This window comes from Entomohabitans teleogrylli (assembly GCF_001484765.1).
In the GTDB taxonomy this organism is placed as follows: domain Bacteria; phylum Pseudomonadota; class Gammaproteobacteria; order Enterobacterales; family Enterobacteriaceae; genus Entomohabitans; species Entomohabitans teleogrylli.
Map to the genome: position 1 here is coordinate 121,735 of NZ_LLXO01000014.1, position 19,884 is coordinate 141,618.

Here is a 19,884-nt window from a genome sequence, read left to right on the forward strand (position 1 = left end):
CGGCAACGGTTATCCGGCGGCAGAAAAGGCGTCGGGGCACGCCTCAGGGGTGAAAATCAGCGCGCCGGTGCTGTCCGGCGGCACCGGCGCGCCGAGCCAGGTGCTGAGCCCCAGAGGGTCGCCGTCGCCGAGGCGCGCCCCCTGACAGTGCTCTGGCTGGAGTATCAGCCGGACATCCCACTGGTATTCGATACCAAGATAGCGGCGCACCCAGTCGCGTAACTGGCGGCACAGCGCGCCGCCGGGCAGAAAACGGCGATAAGTGTCCCGGGACATCGGCCCCAGCTCAATGCGAAATTTGTGCTGCACATCGCGGGCGGCGATACCGAGAAAGGCGTTGGCCCCCAGGCGCGGCGCATCTTTACCAGCCTTCAGGCACGCCTGTTCGTCGGTCTCTATCGGTAGCCAGCAGGGCAGGTTTTCGATGATGCGCACCGGCAGCGCGAAGGCGTGGCGCAGAATGTTTTCCAGGCCTTGCGGGTCGCGACCATGACGAATCAGGTGACCGGTGAAAAACAGCGGCGCGTGGCGGTTGATACTGTCGGTTTGCCCGCTATGCTGCGCCGCGCCCTGCAGGCTGGCCAGATAGTGGTTAAATCGCTGGTTATCCGCCCGGTCGGGACTGACCGCCGGCTGCGCGTCGGCCCACGCCCGGTAGAACAGGGTTAACAGACGGTGGTGGAACAGATCGACGAACGCCAGTAGCGCCCGGTCCTGGTGATGAAAAACCCGCTCGCGCACATACTCTGTCAGGTGCAGCGGCAGCGGCCCGTTGGGGCCGAACAGGCCAAACCCGTACTGGGCGATGTCATAGAGCGGCGAACCGTCGCGGGGGGTGATGCCGGCGATATTCGACGGCGCAAAAGAGAGCGACGGCTGCTGGCCGAGGCGCACGCTTTCATGGCGCGGCAGACCTCCCCGGCCAAGGGGCCACGGGGAGCCGCCGCGTGCGTCGATATGGCGCAGTAGCTGAAACAGATCGTAGCGCCATGGCTGCGCCATCAGGTTCGCCCAGAACGCCGGCGTCAGGCCGCCCGGGGTGTCGTCGTGGTACGTTTCTGCGTCGGCGCTCATATCAGCATCCTGTTGCCCATTCGCGCCGGCCAGCGGGCGATTTCACCGCGCTGCTGGCTGATCAGCGTTACCCGGGTAAAGGCATTAATGGCCACCAGGCGGGCGAACAGCTGTTCCAGCACGCAGCCCAGTACATAGGGGGAACTGCCGGAAAACGCCTGCTCATCCAGCGTCAGCTCAATGGCGATGCCGCGCGCGAAGGCCACCGGGCCGGGAAGCGGCGCGCGCTGATACACCGGGCGCAGCCGGCAATGGCGCACGCCGTCGATCTGTCGGGCCACCGCCGGGTCGCAGAGATCGCCGTATAAACCTAACAGCTGGCGCAGACTGGCGGCGCCCTGTTGCGGATCGCGATCCATCAGGCTCAGGTAATTGAGCTGCAACTGACTGATTAATTGCCAGGTAATGCGATCTTCCGCCAGCGCTGGCCGCGGCTCGGTGGGGCCTTCGCGGAACACCACCTGGCGCAGGGGAATCGAATCCGGCACCACAAAGGCGCCAGGATCCTGCTGGCGCAGCAGCAGCGGCAGATCGCGGTTGGTACACAACACTTCCGCGCTCAGATAGTGAAGATCGCCGTGCCAGGGGGCATGGCGGCTATCGCTCAGCGAGAAGTAAACTTCGGAGCCAGCGTAACCGGTCCGTGCGCCGGACTGGCGTGCGCGCTCAGAAAGGGCGCGTGGTTCGCGGCGCAGTGAGAACCATGCGCTATGGTCGCCGGATTCCTGGCCGCCAGTGTGGTAAAAGGGCAGAAACGTCTGCTCATAGCGGGTGCCGCGTCCGCTGCCCAGCAGGCGCTGAACTGAAAACACTTCGTAATCCAGCGGGCGGATCCTGTCGACCACCAGGTGATATTCATGGCGGTGTTCGCTGAGGGAAAGGCGATCGGCGACTCGGGGGAACAGGTTAATCACCGGGGTGCAGTGCAGCGCCAGGTGGCTGGCGTCAATCAGGCGTTCCAGCGCCGGCTCCTGCTTGTCGAGCAGGATGATGATCTCGAATTCGCGCGGCGCTTTTTTATCCGCGGCGCAACGGCTGAACAGCGCCTGCAGGCCGTGAACGCTAAAAAAGCGGAATCGGGCCGGGAAGGCGAAATACTCCTGCAACAGACGGTAGCCCTCAAAGTTGCGCAGATCGCCGGGCAGCAGCGCCTGTTCGGGGGCGAATCCCTGCTGGCGCAGGGCATTTTCCGCCAGCAGTACCCGGCGCGGCGTGGGCTCCACGGTCTGGCATATCACGCCGGTGGCGTGCTGCATGACCAGCTCCAGCAACTGTAACGCCTCCCGCTCCGGCCCGGCGAGGTAAAACATTAATTCATCAAGTTGCAGTCCCTTCAGGGTGACGGTGTTAAAGCAACACAGGCGAATCCGCAGCGCGCTGACGCTGGTGGAGAGCGGATTACCCGGCGTGCTGAGGGTCAGGTTGGCTGGAATGCCGCCCAGCGCGGCGTCGCTGAGGCGCAGCGGATGGAGCGTCACTTCACTGGCGGTGGTATAGCAGCAGGAGATGCCTTTTTTCTTCAGGGCGAGGCTCTCCATCAGGGTGCCGCGCGGCACCACAAAGCCGGCGCTGATATCGCCTTTGGCGTCGTCCGGCTGCAGCTCGGCAATGGCCATCGATGGCGTCGGCGCCAGATACCCGGGGTAGATCATCTCCAGCAGATGGCGGGTAAAGCGCGGAAACTCGGCGTCCATCTTCAACTGAATGCGCGAGGTAAGAAACGCGAAGCCTTCCATCAGGCGTTCAATATACGGGTCGGTGACTTCGTTTTCGAGGATCCCCAGCCGCCCGGCGACTTTCGGGTACTGGCTGGCGAACTCGGCCCCCATCTCGCGCAGCCAGCTTAGCTCGCGATTATAGTATTCCAGCAGTTTGCGGTTCATGGGTTCCCCACATCCCGCAGTTCCACATGGCCGTTTTCGAGGTCCATTTCGCTGCGAAACAGAAAATCAATCGGAAAGGGTTCACACCAGAGCTGTCCCGCCAGTTCAATCGACAGAATGTTGTGCAATTCAAGAGAGCCGAGTTCTGACAGACAGCGCACCTGGAGCGTGCCAGGCAGGATCCGCGGTTCAAAGCGCTGGATAGCGTCCCCCAGCGACTGACGAATATCGCTCCATTCGATTTCCGACATGCGCTTACCGGCCAGTGAAATAATGCCGTAGTTGAGGGTTGAATGCTGTACCCGGGGCAGGTCGGCGAGGGAGTGGTCGGATTCGTAGCTGGCGCAGTTAAGCAGCCACTGCAAATCGCGCAGAACCTGCTGGCGCAGTTCGCTGTGGGAAAGTTGCGCCTGGCGGCGGGTCTCCTGGCGGTGCTGCGGTTGGTTATCGGTAAGCAGATCGAGTAGCACCGGACGTAGCGGATCGCGCAGCGCGCCCTGGCGGGTCGACCGGGATTTTCCGGTCATTGCGCGCCTCCGGGAGTAAAGCAGACCGCGCGCAGTTGTTGCAGCGGGAAGACGCCGGATTCGCTCAGCCAGGTTTTCTGGCCGATGCCGCGGTAGTGGGCGTCGTCATCGGTCGGCAGCCATTCAGTGCGCGCGGCGAGTAACAGCGACTCTTCGGCGTTGTCCGGCAGCGGATAGCGCGCCGGCAAATGCCCGGTCTGCTCGCGACCATCCGTGAAGCGGATTTGGACATGGCTCCAGATCAGATCGATAACCCCCTGCGGCGGCTGAAAGTCGATACGTTCGATCAGGGTAAACGGCAGCCAGTAGTAAATGCCGTTGAGAATCGCTTCGCACACCGGACCGAGCCGGCAGTCGCCGTCCATCAGCCACATAAAGCGCTGTTGCCGGGGCTCGTTCGCGTCGGCGAGCTGGACAGTACCGCTCTGCGCCGGGGCGGCATCCAGCGCCAGAGTGCGCGCCTGATGAGCCGCCTGCTGCGCGCCGCTGGCCTCAAGGCGCAGCGCTTTCGCCATCAGCGCCAGCCAGTCGGTGGGCGTGGCGCCGAACGCCGGGGCGCAAAGACCGTTGAAGGTATCGGCGCGGGCGCTTTCCGCCTCCAGTAGCTGGTGGAGCAGACGGGTGGTGGGCCGGGCGATGGGCGTCAGCCTTTCCCAGGCGGGGAGCTGGGCAATGGCCCGCTGCCAGCGGCCTGCCAGACAATACAACTGAGTCAGGGCGGCGCGCAGATCGGCGTCTGCCGGGGCGGATTTGACGCGGCTTTCCAGCGCGCTGATGGCGTCGTGCAGATTTCTGTCCTGTAACAACCGGGATAATGTATTCACAGTCTGCTCCTTATGGCTGTGGGGCGGCGTCCAGCGCCGCGGGCCGATAGTGCCCGGAGGCGGGATCCAGCAGGTCGGGGATAAGTTGTTCTACCCAGAGAAAGGTCAGGGGGATTGGGCTGGTCATCCGGGGCTGCCAGAAACGTCGCGCGGAATCAAGGCGTGCGGCGACCTGCCGCGCATCGCTGGCCTGCTGGCGGGGCATTTCAACGATCACGGTGCCGGTAAAGACCCAGGCGTTGTGCTGCGCGTCGAAAGGCAACAGTAAATAGCTGCCCGTGTCGGCCCCGGCGGCGCCGAGAAGTATGCGCTCGCGGCTGGCGCTGACCAACTGCGGCGGCGGCTCGGCGGCGGTCAGATGCATCAGCGGGTATCCGTGGATAAAGGTGACCGGCTGCGGCGGCTGGTTGCCAGCGGTCACGGTGGCGAATCCGAACGCCCGGCCCTCGCGGCACTCGAGTGTATCGGTAGCGGGAATAAACAGCGTATCGTCGCCACTGTGCCACCAGGCGTGGAAGCGGCAACCGTCGGGTAGCTCAAATGCCGGTATCGGCGTCGGGTCGCTAAGCGGCGGTGGGATCGGGACTTCGGTCACGACAGGCGGCGCTTCGGGGGCGAATTGCGGCTGCCAGCGTTCGGCGGCGCGGGCATCGCCTGCGGCCAGCTCAGCCCCCTGGGGGTTATGCAATACCCAGCGAATGGCCTCCACCGTTGGGCACTGCTTTTTCAGTAAGCCACCGACCAACGGCATAAAATCATTTAACTGCGCCTGCGGATTGTCCGGTTTTCCGGCCACCAGTCGCAGGTTAATGTGCGGCGAACACCAGCTTTTCACCTCGCTGTCCGCGACATTATCAATAAAAGCTTCTAACTGGCGGGACGGAGAGTAGGCCAGCCGGTAATCAATGGCCGATGCCGCCAGCGGCAACAGCAGCAACGTGAATAGCACGCAGCGGTATCTCATGGTGACTCCTGGCGCTGCCGGGGGGGGAGAAAATGCCGGGCGTCCGGCAGTGAGTGGCACCGGGTGGTCTCCTGTGGGGAGCCGATCCAGATGGCGATGGCGCTGTAATTATCGCTGGCGGCGTCAGCCCACGTCGGCTGGAGCAGATCGAACCACTCCTGGGGGGAGCCGGCCAGCAGCAGGGTCTGCTCCAGCGCCTGCGGGGTCACGTTGTGCCAGAACCCGTCGGTACACAGCAGGAAAATGTCGCCGTCTTCCAGTTGCAGAATATCGCTGTAGCTGGTGGCGTCCCGCTCACGCGGCACGCCGAGGGCGAAATAGAGCAGGTTATTATTGACCGGGCTGTCGTCGAGACCGGCGTCGAGCATCTGCTGCGCCATACTGTGGTCGGCGGTAACACTGTGTAATTTACCACGTCGGAACAGGTAAAGACGGCTGTCGCCGGCGTGGGCCCAGTAGGCCAACTGGAAGTCGCGATCGATAAACAGACTGACCAGCGTGGTGCCCATTTTACTGTAGGTTTTCAGGGACTTCTGGTTCTGCTGAATCACCGTATTGGCCTGGCGGATGCGCTCGCGCAGGCTCTGGGCGTCAAAGTGGCATTCGCCGTCAAAGTGCTCAAGAATCGTGTCGCAGGCCAGTTGGGCGGCAATTTCGCCGCCCGGAGTACCGGCAATGCCGTCGCAGACCACAAAACAGGCAGCGCGGGAGCCGACAATGGCGCCGGTCAGGTCCTGATTGCTGTCGCGGCTACCCTGATGGCTGATGGTGGCAGTGGTAATGTTCATGGCGTATCGGTCTGTGTCTGGGCGTCTTTATACTGGTTCACTTCGATGTCGTAAGCGTGCAGAAAGGCTTCGCCAAACAGGGTATGAAAATCGTCCTCAATTTCGCCGGCGGTTTGCTGGTAGCGGCGGACAAAGTAATCCCACAGCATGGCTTTACGGGTCGATGGCAGCGCCAGGCGCGGCGCGGCGCCGCTTTGCCGGGCCTCTTCTTCAAGTTGTTCCGGGTTTATGGATTGCAGCATCGCGGCGATAATGGCGCGAATACCGGCGATCATCCCCAACTGGTGAGCCTGTAAATCGATCAACGCATCGCGCACCGCCTGCTCCGGCGGCATAAACCCCGGCATTGCGCTGCCGAACATCTGCATCAGTACCGTTTTGCCGGAGGGCAACAGCTTAAACGGGTTATTGGCTTCATCGAGAATCATGGTCATCTCCGCCTTAACGCCGCGCTTGAGGATCGAACGCGACGACAGTAGCGCCACGGTGCCCTGGGAGAACAGACTCAGTAGCCGTCCCGCCTGGTGCAGGCGCCGGGTGTCGAACTGCGGCTGCGGCTGGATATCGTGCAACCCAAGCCCCTGTAACAGGGCCTCAAGTTGCGGGCCGTCCAGTCGCTGTGCGCCGCTGTCTTCGCTGTCGGTCGCGGGGATTGTCGGGGTGACGACCGGATCGATGGCCAGTCGGCGCGCCGCGGGGCGCGTAACGACGGGGGCCGCCTGGGGCCGGGCGGCGGCAGGGGGAATCTCAGGCGCAGGCGCCGCGGGCGGCGCCGGGCTTTGCGGCGGCGCGGCGGCGCTGTCCCCGGGGTTGGCCAGCGGCGCGGCGTCGGCCATCAGTAACGCCAGCGGATCGGCATCCGGCGCCGTGGCGGTCGGGTGGTCGCTAAACAGCGCCAGCGGATCCACCTCGCGGTCGCGTTGCGGCCCGTCAGACGGCGCGGCGTGCAGGGTTTCGTCGCTCAGCAGCGCGCTGGGCGAGGTATCGGCAAGAATATGTTGCCGGGCGAGAATGGTCTCGTCGCGGAATAATTGCTGAGGGTCGGTGGACTGCTCGCTGAGGTGGCGCAGCTCAAGGCCATCGGCAAAATGCGCCAGCGGGTCGGCGGGATTGCGCTGTTCGACTGCCGGGCGCTGGAGCGGATTGTCGCCCGGGTCGTCAGGGTCCGGCGGCGTATTTTCACTGGCGGCGGGCGGGGGAAATTCGCTCATCAGGCTGTCCCAGACATCGCCGGGTACCTGTGGCGTCGGCGTCGCCGGGGACGGTTGCTGCCCGGTGAGAGGGCTGATTTCGATGCGATAATCGCCGATTTCCAGAATATCATCGGGCTGGAGTTCGACTTCGCGGCCGCGCTCAAGCGGGATTTTATTTAATATAACGTGGGTAATATTGCCGCGGTTCGTCAGGCGGCACTCTCCGTCGCCCGACACATGGACGATGGCCTGGAGGCGCGAAATCGCCCGCTCCTCATCCGGCAGAACCAGATTATTATCCACGCTGCGGCCGATGGTTCCGCCCGGGGGCTGAAAATCGCAGTATTGCCGGGGAGGCGTATGACCATTTTTGGGGTGAACAATGGTGAAGCGCATAACAGCTCCTGCAAAAAAATCCGCGCGCCGCAAACGGCTGGAGGAAAACACTGGCGGATTGAGTCGAATAATCGCTTTACGGGTGGGCAAAACCTCCTCCGGCCGGGCCGGAGGAGGGGGGATCAGGCTTCGCGGTTCTCTTTGATATTCCAGCCGGCGCTGCTTTCCGCGCCTTTGCCGCCTTTATCTGTCTGCTCCCAGTACTGCTGTTTCACTTTGGCAGCCTGGAAGGCGTAAGCGATACCCACGGTATCTTCATCCCGGGCGCCGGTATATTGCACATTAGTGACCAGCACGTCCTCCAGGGTGATGCGTCCGTACTCCACCTGCTCGCCGCCGGCTTTGCAGATAGACAGCTCAATCTTCACCAGATGTTTGCCGCTGGCGCAGTGTTTCAGCAGCGCCGGAGTGGACTTGTCGATCAGCGCGCTGACGTGCAGATCATTAAAGCACACCTTGCCGGCGCCGCCGCCGCCGCCCACGCTCATGTTGCCTGGCTGGGAGGCACCCCATGAAAAAGAGCGAATATCGGTCCAGCCTTGATGATGGGCGTCTTTGGATTCACCGCTGGCGCCTTCCACTTTCATGAACATATCAATTGCCATATTTAAGGTCCTTTTTGTCATAGCGCGGCATACCTGTCGGCGCCGCAGGTGGTGTGACAGAAAATAACCGGCTCACACCAGTACCGGCTGGAAAGCCAGAGAAAACAGCCTCTGGCGCAATGTTATGCTTCGCTTTGTTTCAGCGACGGGAGACGCGATACCAGGCGCAGGGAGACCGTTAAGCCTTCCAGTTGATAGTGGGGACGCAGGAAGAATTTGGCGCTGTAATAGCCCGGCGCATCTTCAATCTCTTCCACCTGAACCTCCGCCGCCGCCAGCGGTTTGCGTGATTTGGTCTCCTGGGAGGAGTTGGCCGGATCTCCATCGACATAATTCATGATCCAGTCGTTGAGCCAGGCTTCCATATCATCGCGTTCGCGGAACGAACCTATTTTGTCGCGCACGATGCACTTCAGGTAATGGGCGAAGCGACAGCAGGCGAACAGATAGGGTAATCGAGCAGCCAGTTGGGCATTGGCCGCCGCATCCGGGTCGTGGTATTCCGCGGGTTTCTGCAGCGACTGGGCGCCTATAAAGGCGGCGAAGTCAGAGTTTTTGCGGTGTACCAGCGGAATAAAGCCGTTTTTCGCCAGCTCCGCTTCGCGCCGATCGCTGATGGCGATTTCCGTCGGACATTTCATGTCCACGCCGCCATCGTCGTCCGGGAAGGTATGGCAGGGGAGATTCTCTACCGCGCCGCCGGACTCCACGCCGCGGATCGCGGTACACCAGCCAAACTCGCGGAACGAACGATTAATGTTGACCGCCATGGCATAGGCGGCATTTGCCCAGGTGTAATGGCTGTGAGTGGCGCCGTCGGTATTCTCTTCAAAGTTGAATTCGTCGATGGGGTTGGTACGAATACCGTACGGCAGCCTGGACAGGAAGCGCGGCATCGCCATGCCGATGTAGCGGGCATCTTCGGAGTCCCGCAGGCTGCGCCAGGCGGCATATTCCGTGTTCTGGAAAATGCGCGTCAGATCGCGCGGGTTGGCCAGCTCCTGCCAGGATTCCATTTGCATCACCGCCGGGGCCGTTCCGGTGATAAACGGGCAGTGCGCGGCGGCGCCGACCTTCGCCATCTCGGCCAGCAGCTCGACGTCCGGCGGACTGTGATCAAAGTAGTAATCGCCGACCAGGCAGCCAAACGGCTCGCCGCCGAACTGCCCGTACTCTTCTTCATAAATTTTCTTGAAGATCGGACTCTGGTCCCAGCTAACCCCTTTATAGCGTTTCAGGGTGCGATGAAGCTCCTGTTTGGTCACGCTCATAAAGCGAATTTTCAGCATCTCATCGGTTTCGGTGCTGTTCACCAGATAGTGTAGCCCGCGCCAGGCGCCTTCCAGATTCTGGAACTGCGGGTGATGGATAATCTGGTTAATCTGCTCCGACAATTTTTCATCAATGCCGGCAATCAGCGCCTGAATAGTGCAATACGCGTCGGACGATATCGTTACGCTGTTTTCCAGCGCCTGCTGCGCCAGGGTTTTCACTGCGCCCTCCACGGCCTCTCTGGCCTGGTCGGTGGCGGGACGAAAGGCTTTGTTGAGCAGGGCGCTGAATTCGTCGTCAGTCCGGGTTTCCTGGCTGTGCCGGGTTTGCTGTTGGGGCGATTGGCTCATTGATTACTCCTCGCGCGCGTCGTGGCTGTCCGGCGCGTCCGGCCGCGGGGCGCTGGTCAGGGATTTCAACAGGGTGGGATCCTGTAACAGCCGCGAGACCAGCTCTTCGGCGCCGCTTTTGCCGTCCATATACGAGAGCAGGTTCGAAAGCTGGGTGCGCGCTTCGAGTAATTCGTTCAGCGGACCGACGTGACGAGCGATGGCCGCCGGGGAAAAATCGTCCATGCTTTCAAACGTGAGATCGATATTCAGATGACCTTCGTTGGTCAGTGAATTGGCGACCTGAAAGGCGACGCGCGGCTTCAGGGACTTCATGCGCTCGTCGAAATTTTCCGCGCTGATGTCGAGAAATTTACGCTCTTCCATACCGGGAAGCGGTTCGGCGGGTTGCCCTACCAGATCGGCCATGACGCCCATTACGAACGGCAGCTGGATTTTGCGTTCTGCGCCGTAAATTTCCACGTCGTATTCAATCTGCACGCGCGGCGCGCGATTACGGGCGATAAATTTCTGCCCGCTGCGTGATGTTGCACTTGTCATGGGTGACTTCCTCATGAGGGTTACTTGGCGTCCGCCGGCGGCGGCTCAGATAATCAGGCGCGCTCTTCGGAGTCCGGGCGGCCGAGTACATTTTCCAGTTGGTTCATCCCGTCCGGGGCGAGGTCGCGAACCAACTGCATAAAGTCCATTTCGATTAAGCGCTGTACCCGTTCCAGCAGCAGAGGCGCCGGATGGCTGGGTTCGTGGTGATGGAAATAGTCAATGACCAGACTGAGCATGCGCCTGGCGTCATCCCGGGTACGGATTTGCGCGCCGCGCCAGTCTACGGTCGCGTCGGGCGGCGGCGCGGGCGCGGCGCTTGCCGGCGGCGTATCAGGAAGCGGGGCGGCGCTATCGGCCGGCTCAGCGTCCGGGCGCAGGCTGAGCTGTGCGAAAAGCCTGATCACCCCGGTCATTTCCGGTAGCGCGCCGTCGCCGAGATGGCCGATAACGGTGGCGCGGATGGCGTTGAGATACTCTGCTGCCCGGACAAGCGCTTCGCGCACCGGCTGTTGCGGATGGTGTAACTCGTTTTTCAGCCGCCCCAGGCCGCCAGGCCAGCTCGGGCACTCCGCTTTACTGCCGTCGAGCAGGCTGATGGCGTCGCGTAATGTAATCTCTCCCGCCGGCCCCGACAGCAGCGTCAGATTGCGCACGCTGGCGGTCAGCGCGGAGTTATCTCCCAGCCACGCAAGGGCGCTGGCGCGATACAGCGCATCGGCTTCTCCGTCGATTTCCAGCTGTGGGTGCAGCGTCGGCCAGTAGCGCAACAGTGCCTGATGGATTAACGCCAGACCGTCGGCGTAGCCCGCCAGGCCACGCAGATGAACCCAGGCATGGGTCAGGTACATCATGATGCGCAGGTCTTTACTGCGCGCCAGCAGACCGCTGGCCAGCCGCTCCACCTGAATCCAGTCCGGGGGCTGGGCGGGAATGATGGTACTGCCGAACTGTTGTTCGGTTTTTCCGGTGCTGGCCTGCTCGGTGGCCAGAAAATCGGCGTCATATTCCAGATTTTCTCCACAGGGCGCCTGAGGGTCGACCGGGGTTAACAGCGTTTCAATAAGCATGGCGTTCCTTTAGTCAAACATCTTCGGGTATTGCCCGCCGCGGCCGCTTCGGGCCCAGCCGCCTGGATCGAACAGTTGCGAAAACAGCTGGACGGTCAGATTGCCGCTATGAACGTGGGTATAGAGCGGATAGCCGTCGCATTGATTGCTCCACCAGAAACTGGCGTAGCGGGTGGGGTCAAAACAGTCCGCCGCCTGCTGCCAGTTGACTCCGGCGGGCAACGCCTGCGGGGCGATAATCGCCAGAATGTCGCTATCGCCAGCCGCGGTAGCCAGCGGGATCTCCTGTAGCGCCTGATCGAGCCAGGCGGCGGAAACGCCGTGGCGCACGGCATAGAGCAACGTATAGCCGACCTGCCGGTACCAGTCGCCCGCCGCGCTGAGCTGGGTCGCCGGCCAGTCCTGCGGCGTAAACAGGCGCATGGCGCACAGCGGATAGCGGCGGCCTACGCTGTCCCGGGCCGGCAACATGCAGCCCATGCGGATATAGCGGCTGTTGAGGGTGGCGGGAATGATGAAATTCCACACCGGCGCGGCGCTGAATACCCGGGCGTCGTCATCGCCGAGGCGGCGGCGCAGTTCGGCCAGCCCGCTGTGGCACCATTGTGCCCAGTGATTAACCACCGCGGACGGCAGCCGACGGTGGAGAAAATCGCCGGTGGCCGGTAGCTTGCCGTACCAGCCGGTATCCTGAGATGAATAGGGCAGCGAATGCGTCACGGGCAGCCTCGTTTACGGACAGTGGAAAGCAGGGAGCTGGAACGGGTTGTGAATACTGTTGGCGGTAAATTCCAGCGTGACGCGGTGGCCGTCCAGGTTAAAGGTGGCCTGCTGGCGCAGCGCATCGCCCGGGCTGGCGCGCTGGGCCATATCGATCAGCCGGTTGAGCGCCCACGGACCGCTGGTCGACAGGCTGGCGCTGGCGCCGTTGGCCAGCGCCAGTTGTAAATGTACCTGATGGGTATTGCGGGTGCCGGGCCAACTGATTACCAGCGGCACATGGGGGCCGTGGCTGTATCTGAATAGCTGCCCGTCCACGTCAAGGGTCATGGCCAGGATGCTGTTGTCCATGCGTACCGGCCGTACTGTCAGGCGATACGAGGGGGTGGCGGTGCCGCTGGCGAAAAAGGCATTACGTATCCGCTGAGCCTGCTGGAAGGGACGCAGAATATTGTCGCCATCCGCCAGGGTTTTACCATCCACCCCGGGCGTGAAGCGCCAGCTGGCGCGGGTGGTATCGACTTTGCCCTGCAGATTGTCACGGAAAAAACTGTCCATCAGACCGCTGCCCGGGGCGAACATGCGCGCCAGATCGTCCGGGGTGATCTCCTGCTGCGCCCGCGCCGCCAGCGGGTAGCGGCCGGCGATCGCCTGGCGGCAGAAATTGCCGACTTCGAAGCCGATACGCTTTTTGATATTTTCCATCTCTTTGCGCCGGGCATCGCCGCTGGCGCCCACCGCCAGTTGCGACAGCATCTGGCGCAGCGGCGCCGGTAACCGGCCGGACTCCGCCTGCAGGCGCGGAATAATATCCCCGGGCGGCACCGGAATGCCGCTGTTGGCCGCCCCCTGAACCGCCATCAGATAGTGGTACAGCTCATCGACCTGTTTGAGGGTAGCGTCAAAGGGGATCGCCGCGTTGCTCTGGCCGGGATCCGCACTGCGGGCCAGCTCCAGCAGTGCGGCGAAATGGTTCATGACAACCTGTTCCGGCTGGGCGGAGAGATCGCCGTCGGCCTGCGGCGCGCGCGGGGCGAACAGCGCTTCGAGGGTGCGGCTGGCGCTCTGGTTAATCCGCTCGCTGGTCTGTTCAAACAGGGAACGGGCGTCGCGGCCCTGTGGGTCATACAGGGTGATGCCGGCGGCGCTGTTGACCACCAGATTGCGCAGCGGCGATGCGCTGCCGGACAGGAGTCGGGCGCTGGTGATGCGCTGCTCCAGACTGTCGATGCCGACCAGTTGTAGATCGTTTAACAACTCATCCCAGGCCTGGATAAAGTCTTCCATGTATAACTGGCGGATGGTCTTATCCAGTTCGCCATTCTGCTGCTCCACGGGCGGGTTGTTGAGCACCCACTGGTCTTCGTCACGCAGGGCGGCGCTGACCGGATGAATATTCTGATTAAACAGATTCCAGTAGCCATGGGCGGTAAACAGCGCCGGGATCCCTTCGGACAGCGGTTTACCGCTGCGGCGCGCGAAAGCCAGCCCCGCCTGGGGACCGGCCAGAGTGATGGTATTAACGGCCCGGGAATCCTGCTGGCTGGACAGCGTACGCTTCAGACGTCTATAAATGCGCTGCGCCGGGGCGGCACGGTTAATGATTTGCCGGGTGGCGGCGATCAGCGCGTCATCACGTCCCCACGGCGAGGTCTGGATTTGGTTATCCAGTAACTGGCTGAGGTGCTGCTCCAGATCTTGTAACTGCGCCCGCGATGTACCCGGCGGCAGTGCGCGCTGCACATTGAGCATCACCCAGGCGCGCAGGAATTTACCCTCGTAGTGCCTGGCCTGGTAAAGCATCAGATAGGCTTTCAGGGCTTCATAACTGAAATCTGCGTCGCTGTGGTTGTCATTGCGCAGGGTGTTCTCCACCAGTCGCGCCACCCCGGGAAGCAACAGCGCCTTCAGCGCGCTGTGATACAGCGCGACGCTGGCGTCGTTGATCTGGCTGCCGCGATACAGCCCCATACGCCAGGTCAGCGACGGCGACGACGGCGTAAACTGTTCGCTGTCGGTAATTTGCTGCAGGGTGGCGAGAAACGGCAGCAGCGCCAGGATGTCCCGCTGGTCGGTAACCGCTGGCGGCGGGCGTTCGATGGTCGCCAGGCGGTGGTGAATATCGTCGAGCCAGGCGCGGTTGTTGCCATAGCTGACCAGCCACAGCCCGGAGAGCGCCGCGAATGCCGTCGCCAGCGCGAGGTAACCGGCAATATGCAGCGCCCGGTGACGGTACTCCCACCAGCGGTTGCTGCCAGCCAGCCCGGCCTCTTTAAAAATCACCCCCTCCAGCGGTTCGCGCAGGAAAAAGCTTTTCCCACGGCCATCGGCCAGTAGCGGTTCACGGCCCGTTTCCGGCGCCGTGTGCGGGACGGGTTCGATTTGCAGGTAGCGGCGCAGCTCGCCCATCACCTGATCAAAGGGCAACCCCTCCTGGGTGGCGCTGGTGAAGTAGACTCCCCGGGGAATTATCCGGGTATCAAAACGCGAGGCGCTGAACACGGTTTTAAGGTAGTCGCCAAGTCGCGGACGCAGTGCCGCGAACTGCTGAGGGAACAGATAGCATTCCGCCCGCTGGCGCGCATCGTGCTCGTTTAATAGCCGCTCCGGCAGTTGGTCGTTCAGACGTTGCGCCAGCAGAGAATATTCCCGGGCAAAGGCCTGTTCAGGCTGAAAGTCGGCCTCAAGGGTTTGCTGGTGGGCAAATGTAAAGCCCCAGACCTGCTCGCGCCCGGCTTTATCGAGACGGGCGAAGTAATCCATAAATCCGGTCAGTCGGTCGAGTTTAGTGACCAGCACATAGACCGGGAAGGAGATGCCAAGCTGTTCGTTGAGTTCGCCGAGCCGTTTGCGCAGCGCAGTGGCCTGGCTGGCAAGCTGCGCGTCGTCGTCGCTGAGCAGATCGCTGGCGCTGATGGTAATAATCACCCCATTCAGCGGCTGGCGGGCGCGGTACTTTTTGAGTAAGGCGATGAAATGCCGCCATTCGTCGGCATCCTGCTGGCGCTGGCTCTCCTGCGTGGTATAGCGCCCGGCGGTATCCAGCAGTACTGCGTCGCTGGTGAACCACCAGTCACAGTCGCGGGTACCGCCGACGCCGCGCAGCGCCGCGTTACCGAAGTGGTCCGCCAGCGGAAACTGCAGCCCGGAGTTCGCCAGCGCGGTGGTTTTACCGGCTCCCGGCGCGCCGATAATGGCGTACCATGGCAACTGGTAGAGATACTGGCTATTGAAGCGAGCCGCCCAGCGTCCGGGGGCTTTCTGTCCCGGCGTGAAACGGGCCTTTTTCAGCAGTTGCGCGGCGTCGTGAAAACGTTGGGTTAATTGCTGATCCTGCGGCGCCAGGTCGGGGCTTGCGCTGTCTGGCAGCGGCGGCGCGGCGCGCAACTGGCTTAATAACCGGCTGTTGAACCAGGCGCTGTACAGGCGCGGCACCAGCCGGAACAGTATCCAGATCAGCAGAATGATGGCGATGGCGATCATCCGCTGCGACTCCTGTTCCAGCGGACGATAGTCTCCCACGGCGAGCAACGGGCCAATGTGCCAGACAATAAACGCCAGCGCCAGAATGCCGAGGAATCCCCACAGCAGACGATGGGTTATTAAGGAAAAGAGTCGCCCGATCATGGCGGTGTATTCCCGGTCAGGTGGTCGCCGGGCATCGTTCGCACGCCATCGGGAACCGCCAGTAGGGTGATTTCCACCCGGCGATTAAGGGCGCGGTTTTCCCGGGTATCATTAGGCGCCAGCGGGTTGCTTTCACCACGGCCCGCAGTCGTGACTCTCTGCGGATCGTTCAGCCGCTGGCGCAGCCGGACGGCGACTGACTCCGCGCGCGCCAGCGACAGCTCCCAGTTGGAGCCAAAACGCGCGCTGCGGACTGGAACATTGTCGGTGTAGCCGCTGACCAGAATATTACCGTTGACGCTGTTCATGGCATGGGCGATTCGGTCAATGACCGGCAGCCAGTCGGCGCGCAGATGAGTGGCGCCGGACTCAAACAGGCCGTCGCCGCGCAGGGTCACCACGCTCTGATGCGCCTCGTCGCGTACGGCCACCAGACCTTCGGCGATCTCCTGGCCGAGAAAACGCCGCAGATTCAGCACCGGAGCCTGTGCCGCAGGCGGGCTGGCGGTTACGCCAGGAAATGTGGTCTGATACATCGCCGCCAGTACCGGCGCGGCAGCGTCGCTTAACCGCCAGTTCAGGGCGATGAACAGCAGCGATGCCAGAAAACCGGCCAGCGCCGCGCCGCTCCACAGCGGGATCAGCGGTTTCCAGCGCGGCGCCTGTACCGGCAGATCCCGGGCGTGGGGCGACAGTACCGGGTCGGCAGCGCCGCGTACTCCGCGAATTAGCTGGAGCAGGCGCTGTTTGAGGGTTTCCAGTTGTGAGCGGCCATTGTCGATCACCCGGTAGCGCCCTTCGAATCCCAGCAGCAGGCAGTAATGGATCAATTCCAGCAACTGAATATGGTTGCCCGGTTCCCGGGACAGACGGGCCAACAGCTGAAAAAATTTCTCGCCGCCCCAGGTTTCGTGGTGAAAGGTTACCAGCAGGCCACTGGCCGACCAGACACTCTGGCTGCCCCAGGGGGTCAGGGCGGCAGCTTCATCCAGCGCGGTGCACAGGCAGTAGCGGGCGCCGATAATGGTTTCATAGGGTAAACCGGCGCGCTGACTGGTTAATTCGAACTGGCGCACTTCATCGATTAACTGCTGGCGCAGTTGACCGGGATCGGCATGGGTGGCGGAGAGCTGCAGCATCGAGATGGCGTTGAGCAGGGGGTTAGCGGCGGCGACCAACGCGTTGTCAGGTATCGCGGCGGTCATGATGGGTGGCTCCGAATCGCCCACAGCGTCATTTCCAGCCCCGGGAAATCCCCCGCCAGATGCAGGGCGAAGGCGCCGGAAGTTTCCATTTCACGCCACAGTTCGCCGTTTTTTTCCAGTTCAAAATAGCTGTGACCGGCATGCCAGGGGATGTGGCGCGGCGCGCTGGTCATGGCGCGCAAACTGATGCCGGGCAACTGCAACTGTACCAGATCGCGAATCCGCGTTACCGGCCCTATCTTCATCCGCGCCGGGAAGTGGCTGAGCAGGGATTCGGCGCTGACGTCGGCGCGCACTGCCAGCACAAAACCAAAGTCGTGCATCATGCGTCCGTCGGCGATGGTCGCCACGTTAAGCCCGTGGGCCCGCTCCACCAGCGGCAGATGGATGGCGTTCTCTTCAAAGACCACCGCCAGCCCCTGGTGTATCAGACGCGTTAGCTTATCGAAGCACAGCGCCGGGTTATCGTGCTGGTAGACGGGCAGAGGGAGATCGGGGGTTCGGGCGCTGCTGAAGGTCGCCAGCTCAGCGGCGAACTGCAGCCAGTCGGCAAACAGCCGCTCGGGATGTAACTGGTTAAGTTGCCGCAGGTGGCTGGCATGGCCGAGGTAGCGATTGACCAACTGTAGCAGCATAAAGTCGGCCATATCCGAACCGGAACCGCGTTCGGGCTGTAGCAGGCGCTGGCTCATCTGCTGACTACGCTGTTGCAGCAGCCCGGCAAGATCTTCGATACAGGCTTTCAACTGCGGGCTGCCGTAACAGTTCAGCATCGGCGGGATCCGCGCCGGGTCAAGGCGCAGGGCGCTATCGCTGCGCTTTTCCATCACCCGCGCCACCGGCAGGGCGCACCACTGGGCGGTGAGATCGCTTTCCGCCATTAGCCGTAGACGCAGATGCCCGAACTGGATAACCGCGCTGCCAACCGCCACGGCATTCAGATCGTCCACTTCCTGTTCCCGGGCCTGATAGCGCGCCAGCGCCTCGGGCCGCTCGTCAAACAGCACATCTTCGCTGCCGGCCCGGCGTACCGGCAGCACCAGGACGATGTTCTCGCCGCTGGTATTGTCGGCGATCGCCAGCGGCTGCGGGGCTTCCCGGGCGCTATCGAAGGAGAACGGCGTACCGTCCGGCATAATGCCGCGGGCCGCCGTCAGCGCGAATTTTCCCTGCTGTAGCAGTGCGCTGTCGATATCCAGATCGAGGAACCCCCAGTGATAACCGCACAGGGCCTGGCCCCAGCGGCGGGTATAACCTTCGAGATACTGTTCTGACTGCTGAAAATGGTGTGGACGCAAAAACATCCCTTCCGTCCAGACAACTTTATGCGCGTCTTTCATGGTGATTCCTGGGTGTCCCTGTAGCGCAATGCGTGAAATTAGCGGGCAATCTCCAGACCCTGCGCGCCGACAAGGAGTCGCGCTTCGAGGGTGTCGGGGGAGAATTGCCAGACTTTATAAAAATTGGTTTCCAGCGGCGCCGGCAGCGGTAGCGACAGGCGCCAGACTTTGCCGCCGAGCTGCTGGTATTCGGCGATAATGCCGATGTAGCGGATCTCCAGCGTGCTTTGCCCTTCCAGACGTTTATTTTGTTGACCGGGGGTCAGAAAGAACTGGTCGCTGTCGATCAGGCTATTGCCAAGCGCCTGGCGGGCATCGTTTTGCAGACTAAAAAAATCCTGCGCCATGAATTCGGCATCGCTGCGCAGCAGTAAAACGCGTACTTTTACCGGCAGCGCGTCATTGGCCTGGGGCGCGGCGTCGAAAGCGAGCCGATAGCGCGCCGGGATCTGCTGCGCCGTCGACATGCAGCCGCTCAGCGTCAGGAGCGCCAGGCACAACAGGAACCAGTAACCGTGGCGCGGGAGCCGGTGCGCGGCAGTAAGCATGATGTTTCCTTCGGAGTTAATTAGTCGAGGATCCAGGTGGCGGAACCGCCGTCCTGGCAGGCTTTACTGTCGGCGACGTCAATACAGCCAGAGGCTGGTTTGGCAGGGGCGGCGCTTCTGGCGCGTGCGCGCAGTACGGCGCGATCTTTTAACACCGCGGCGCGGTGCTGGTCTTTGGGGATCCCGGCATTGCCGACAATGTAGCCAGTCAGATTGCCGCCCCAGGCGCGCGAGATAGCCAGCCAGCTACCTTCAACTCTGCCCAGCGCGTAGAAAGGGGCGGCATTCTCCAGTTGGGTGACCACGCTGCCGCCGTAGCCGGGGGAATCCATCACGCTGACGCTGTACAGGGTGAGGTACTCTTCATTAATCGGGGTGAATACCTCCGGGGGCTTAATGGCGAAGCGGTGGTGTAATACCACGCCGTCCACTTTGCTGGTGACGATGGCGTCTTTGTCTGGCGCCGGCGGTGCCGGCGATCGGCAGGCGCAGAGCGATAAAGTGGCCAACAGTAACAGGCCAGTGCGTTTGTTCACCGTTATCCTCGCTGAAAAAGTCGCTAAATTTATGGCGCCAGCATCAACACTTTGAGCTGGCTGGGAACCACCCGCATACCGGGCGCGTTGGTGGAGTTCTGCAGGCTGATGCTGGTGAGTCGGGTGGCGGGCATCCCTTTGAGCAGAACGGTAAACGCGCCGGTGATATGCCGGGAAGGGCCCATCACCGTTGCGGAGGCGACGCCGAGGGCGATACCGGCGTTATCGCCGTTGGTCAGCGGCGTGACGGTCGCCATGTTGTGGGCGGGCATGCCCATAAAAAGAATGTTAAACGCCACCGGGATCGCTGTTGGCCCCAGCGCCAGATTGGGGTAGGGGATCGGCGTTGGCGTCGGGGTTGGGGTCAGGCAGACATCGGGAAAACCGGTGTCCAGCCCCATTAACTGGCAGTTGGCAAACAT

18 protein-coding genes are annotated in these 19,884 nt (G+C 62.3%); all 18 read right to left on the minus strand.

The window, feature by feature from the left end:
- Positions 1-9: 9 nt before the first annotated feature.
- A complete protein-coding gene (gene tssG / locus AQ981_RS17125) occupies positions 10-1,074 on the minus strand; it encodes a type VI secretion system baseplate subunit TssG (RefSeq protein WP_058912957.1) in 1,065 nt (354 codons plus the stop codon).
- The gene (tssF, locus tag AQ981_RS17130) at positions 1,071-2,957 is read right to left on the minus strand and encodes a type VI secretion system baseplate subunit TssF (protein ID WP_058912958.1); all 1,887 of its coding nucleotides are present in this window, start codon (positions 2,955-2,957) and stop codon (positions 1,071-1,073) included. The genes tssG and tssF overlap by 4 nt, the downstream gene beginning before the upstream one ends.
- Complete coding sequence (tssE, locus tag AQ981_RS17135) at positions 2,954-3,484, minus strand: type VI secretion system baseplate subunit TssE (RefSeq protein WP_058912959.1); 531 nt, start codon at positions 3,482-3,484, stop codon at positions 2,954-2,956. Before tssE ends, tssF begins: the two co-directional genes overlap by 4 nt.
- A complete protein-coding gene (locus tag AQ981_RS17140) occupies positions 3,481-4,308 on the minus strand; it encodes a type VI secretion system accessory protein TagJ (RefSeq protein ID WP_071608929.1) in 828 nt (275 codons plus the stop codon). Before AQ981_RS17140 ends, tssE begins: the two co-directional genes overlap by 4 nt.
- Before the next feature lie 10 nt (positions 4,309-4,318).
- Complete coding sequence (locus AQ981_RS17145) at positions 4,319-5,272, minus strand: hypothetical protein (RefSeq protein WP_058912960.1); 954 nt, start codon at positions 5,270-5,272, stop codon at positions 4,319-4,321.
- Positions 5,269-6,060, minus strand: coding sequence for a PP2C family protein-serine/threonine phosphatase (locus AQ981_RS17150; protein ID WP_058912961.1), 792 nt, complete (start codon positions 6,058-6,060; stop codon positions 5,269-5,271). The genes AQ981_RS17145 and AQ981_RS17150 overlap by 4 nt, the downstream gene beginning before the upstream one ends.
- Positions 6,057-7,649, minus strand: a complete 1,593-nt coding sequence (gene tagH, locus AQ981_RS17155; protein WP_058912962.1) for a type VI secretion system-associated FHA domain protein TagH — start codon at positions 7,647-7,649, stop codon at positions 6,057-6,059. The genes AQ981_RS17150 and tagH overlap by 4 nt, the downstream gene beginning before the upstream one ends.
- A gap of 122 nt (positions 7,650-7,771) precedes the next feature.
- Positions 7,772-8,254 carry an Hcp family type VI secretion system effector gene (locus AQ981_RS17160; protein ID WP_058912963.1) on the minus strand — a complete coding sequence of 161 codons (483 nt, stop codon included), beginning with the start codon at positions 8,252-8,254 and terminating at the stop codon, positions 7,772-7,774.
- A gap of 122 nt (positions 8,255-8,376) precedes the next feature.
- Entirely contained in the window at positions 8,377-9,876 is a 1,500-nt protein-coding gene (tssC, locus tag AQ981_RS17165; RefSeq protein ID WP_058912964.1) for a type VI secretion system contractile sheath large subunit, read from the minus strand.
- Between the two features lie 3 nt (positions 9,877-9,879).
- Positions 9,880-10,416, minus strand: a complete 537-nt coding sequence (gene tssB, locus AQ981_RS17170) for a type VI secretion system contractile sheath small subunit (protein ID WP_058912965.1) — start codon at positions 10,414-10,416, stop codon at positions 9,880-9,882.
- A 53-nt stretch (positions 10,417-10,469) separates the two neighbouring features.
- Positions 10,470-11,486, minus strand: a complete 1,017-nt coding sequence (tssA, locus tag AQ981_RS17175; protein ID WP_058912966.1) for a type VI secretion system protein TssA — start codon at positions 11,484-11,486, stop codon at positions 10,470-10,472.
- Between the two features lie 9 nt (positions 11,487-11,495).
- A complete protein-coding gene (gene tagF, locus AQ981_RS17180) occupies positions 11,496-12,206 on the minus strand; it encodes a type VI secretion system-associated protein TagF (protein WP_058912967.1) in 711 nt (236 codons plus the stop codon).
- 12 nt (positions 12,207-12,218) lie between these two features.
- A complete protein-coding gene (gene tssM / locus AQ981_RS17185; protein ID WP_058912968.1) occupies positions 12,219-15,833 on the minus strand; it encodes a type VI secretion system membrane subunit TssM in 3,615 nt (1,204 codons plus the stop codon).
- Positions 15,830-17,038, minus strand: a complete 1,209-nt coding sequence (locus tag AQ981_RS17190; RefSeq protein WP_058912969.1) for a DotU family type VI secretion system protein — start codon at positions 17,036-17,038, stop codon at positions 15,830-15,832. The genes tssM and AQ981_RS17190 overlap by 4 nt, the downstream gene beginning before the upstream one ends.
- Entirely contained in the window at positions 17,035-18,378 is a 1,344-nt protein-coding gene (gene tssK, locus AQ981_RS17195) for a type VI secretion system baseplate subunit TssK (protein ID WP_058912970.1), read from the minus strand. Before tssK ends, AQ981_RS17190 begins: the two co-directional genes overlap by 4 nt.
- A gap of 38 nt (positions 18,379-18,416) precedes the next feature.
- Positions 18,417-18,926 (minus strand): type VI secretion system lipoprotein TssJ, encoded by a 510-nt coding sequence (gene tssJ, locus AQ981_RS17200; RefSeq protein ID WP_058912971.1) that lies wholly within the window; start codon positions 18,924-18,926, stop codon positions 18,417-18,419.
- 20 nt (positions 18,927-18,946) lie between these two features.
- The gene (locus AQ981_RS17205) at positions 18,947-19,462 is read right to left on the minus strand and encodes a hypothetical protein (protein ID WP_058912972.1); all 516 of its coding nucleotides are present in this window, start codon (positions 19,460-19,462) and stop codon (positions 18,947-18,949) included.
- Positions 19,463-19,491: 29 nt separating this feature from the next.
- On the minus strand, positions 19,492-19,884 hold the full coding sequence (locus AQ981_RS17210) for a DUF4150 domain-containing protein (RefSeq protein ID WP_058912973.1): 393 nt from the start codon (positions 19,882-19,884) through the stop codon (positions 19,492-19,494).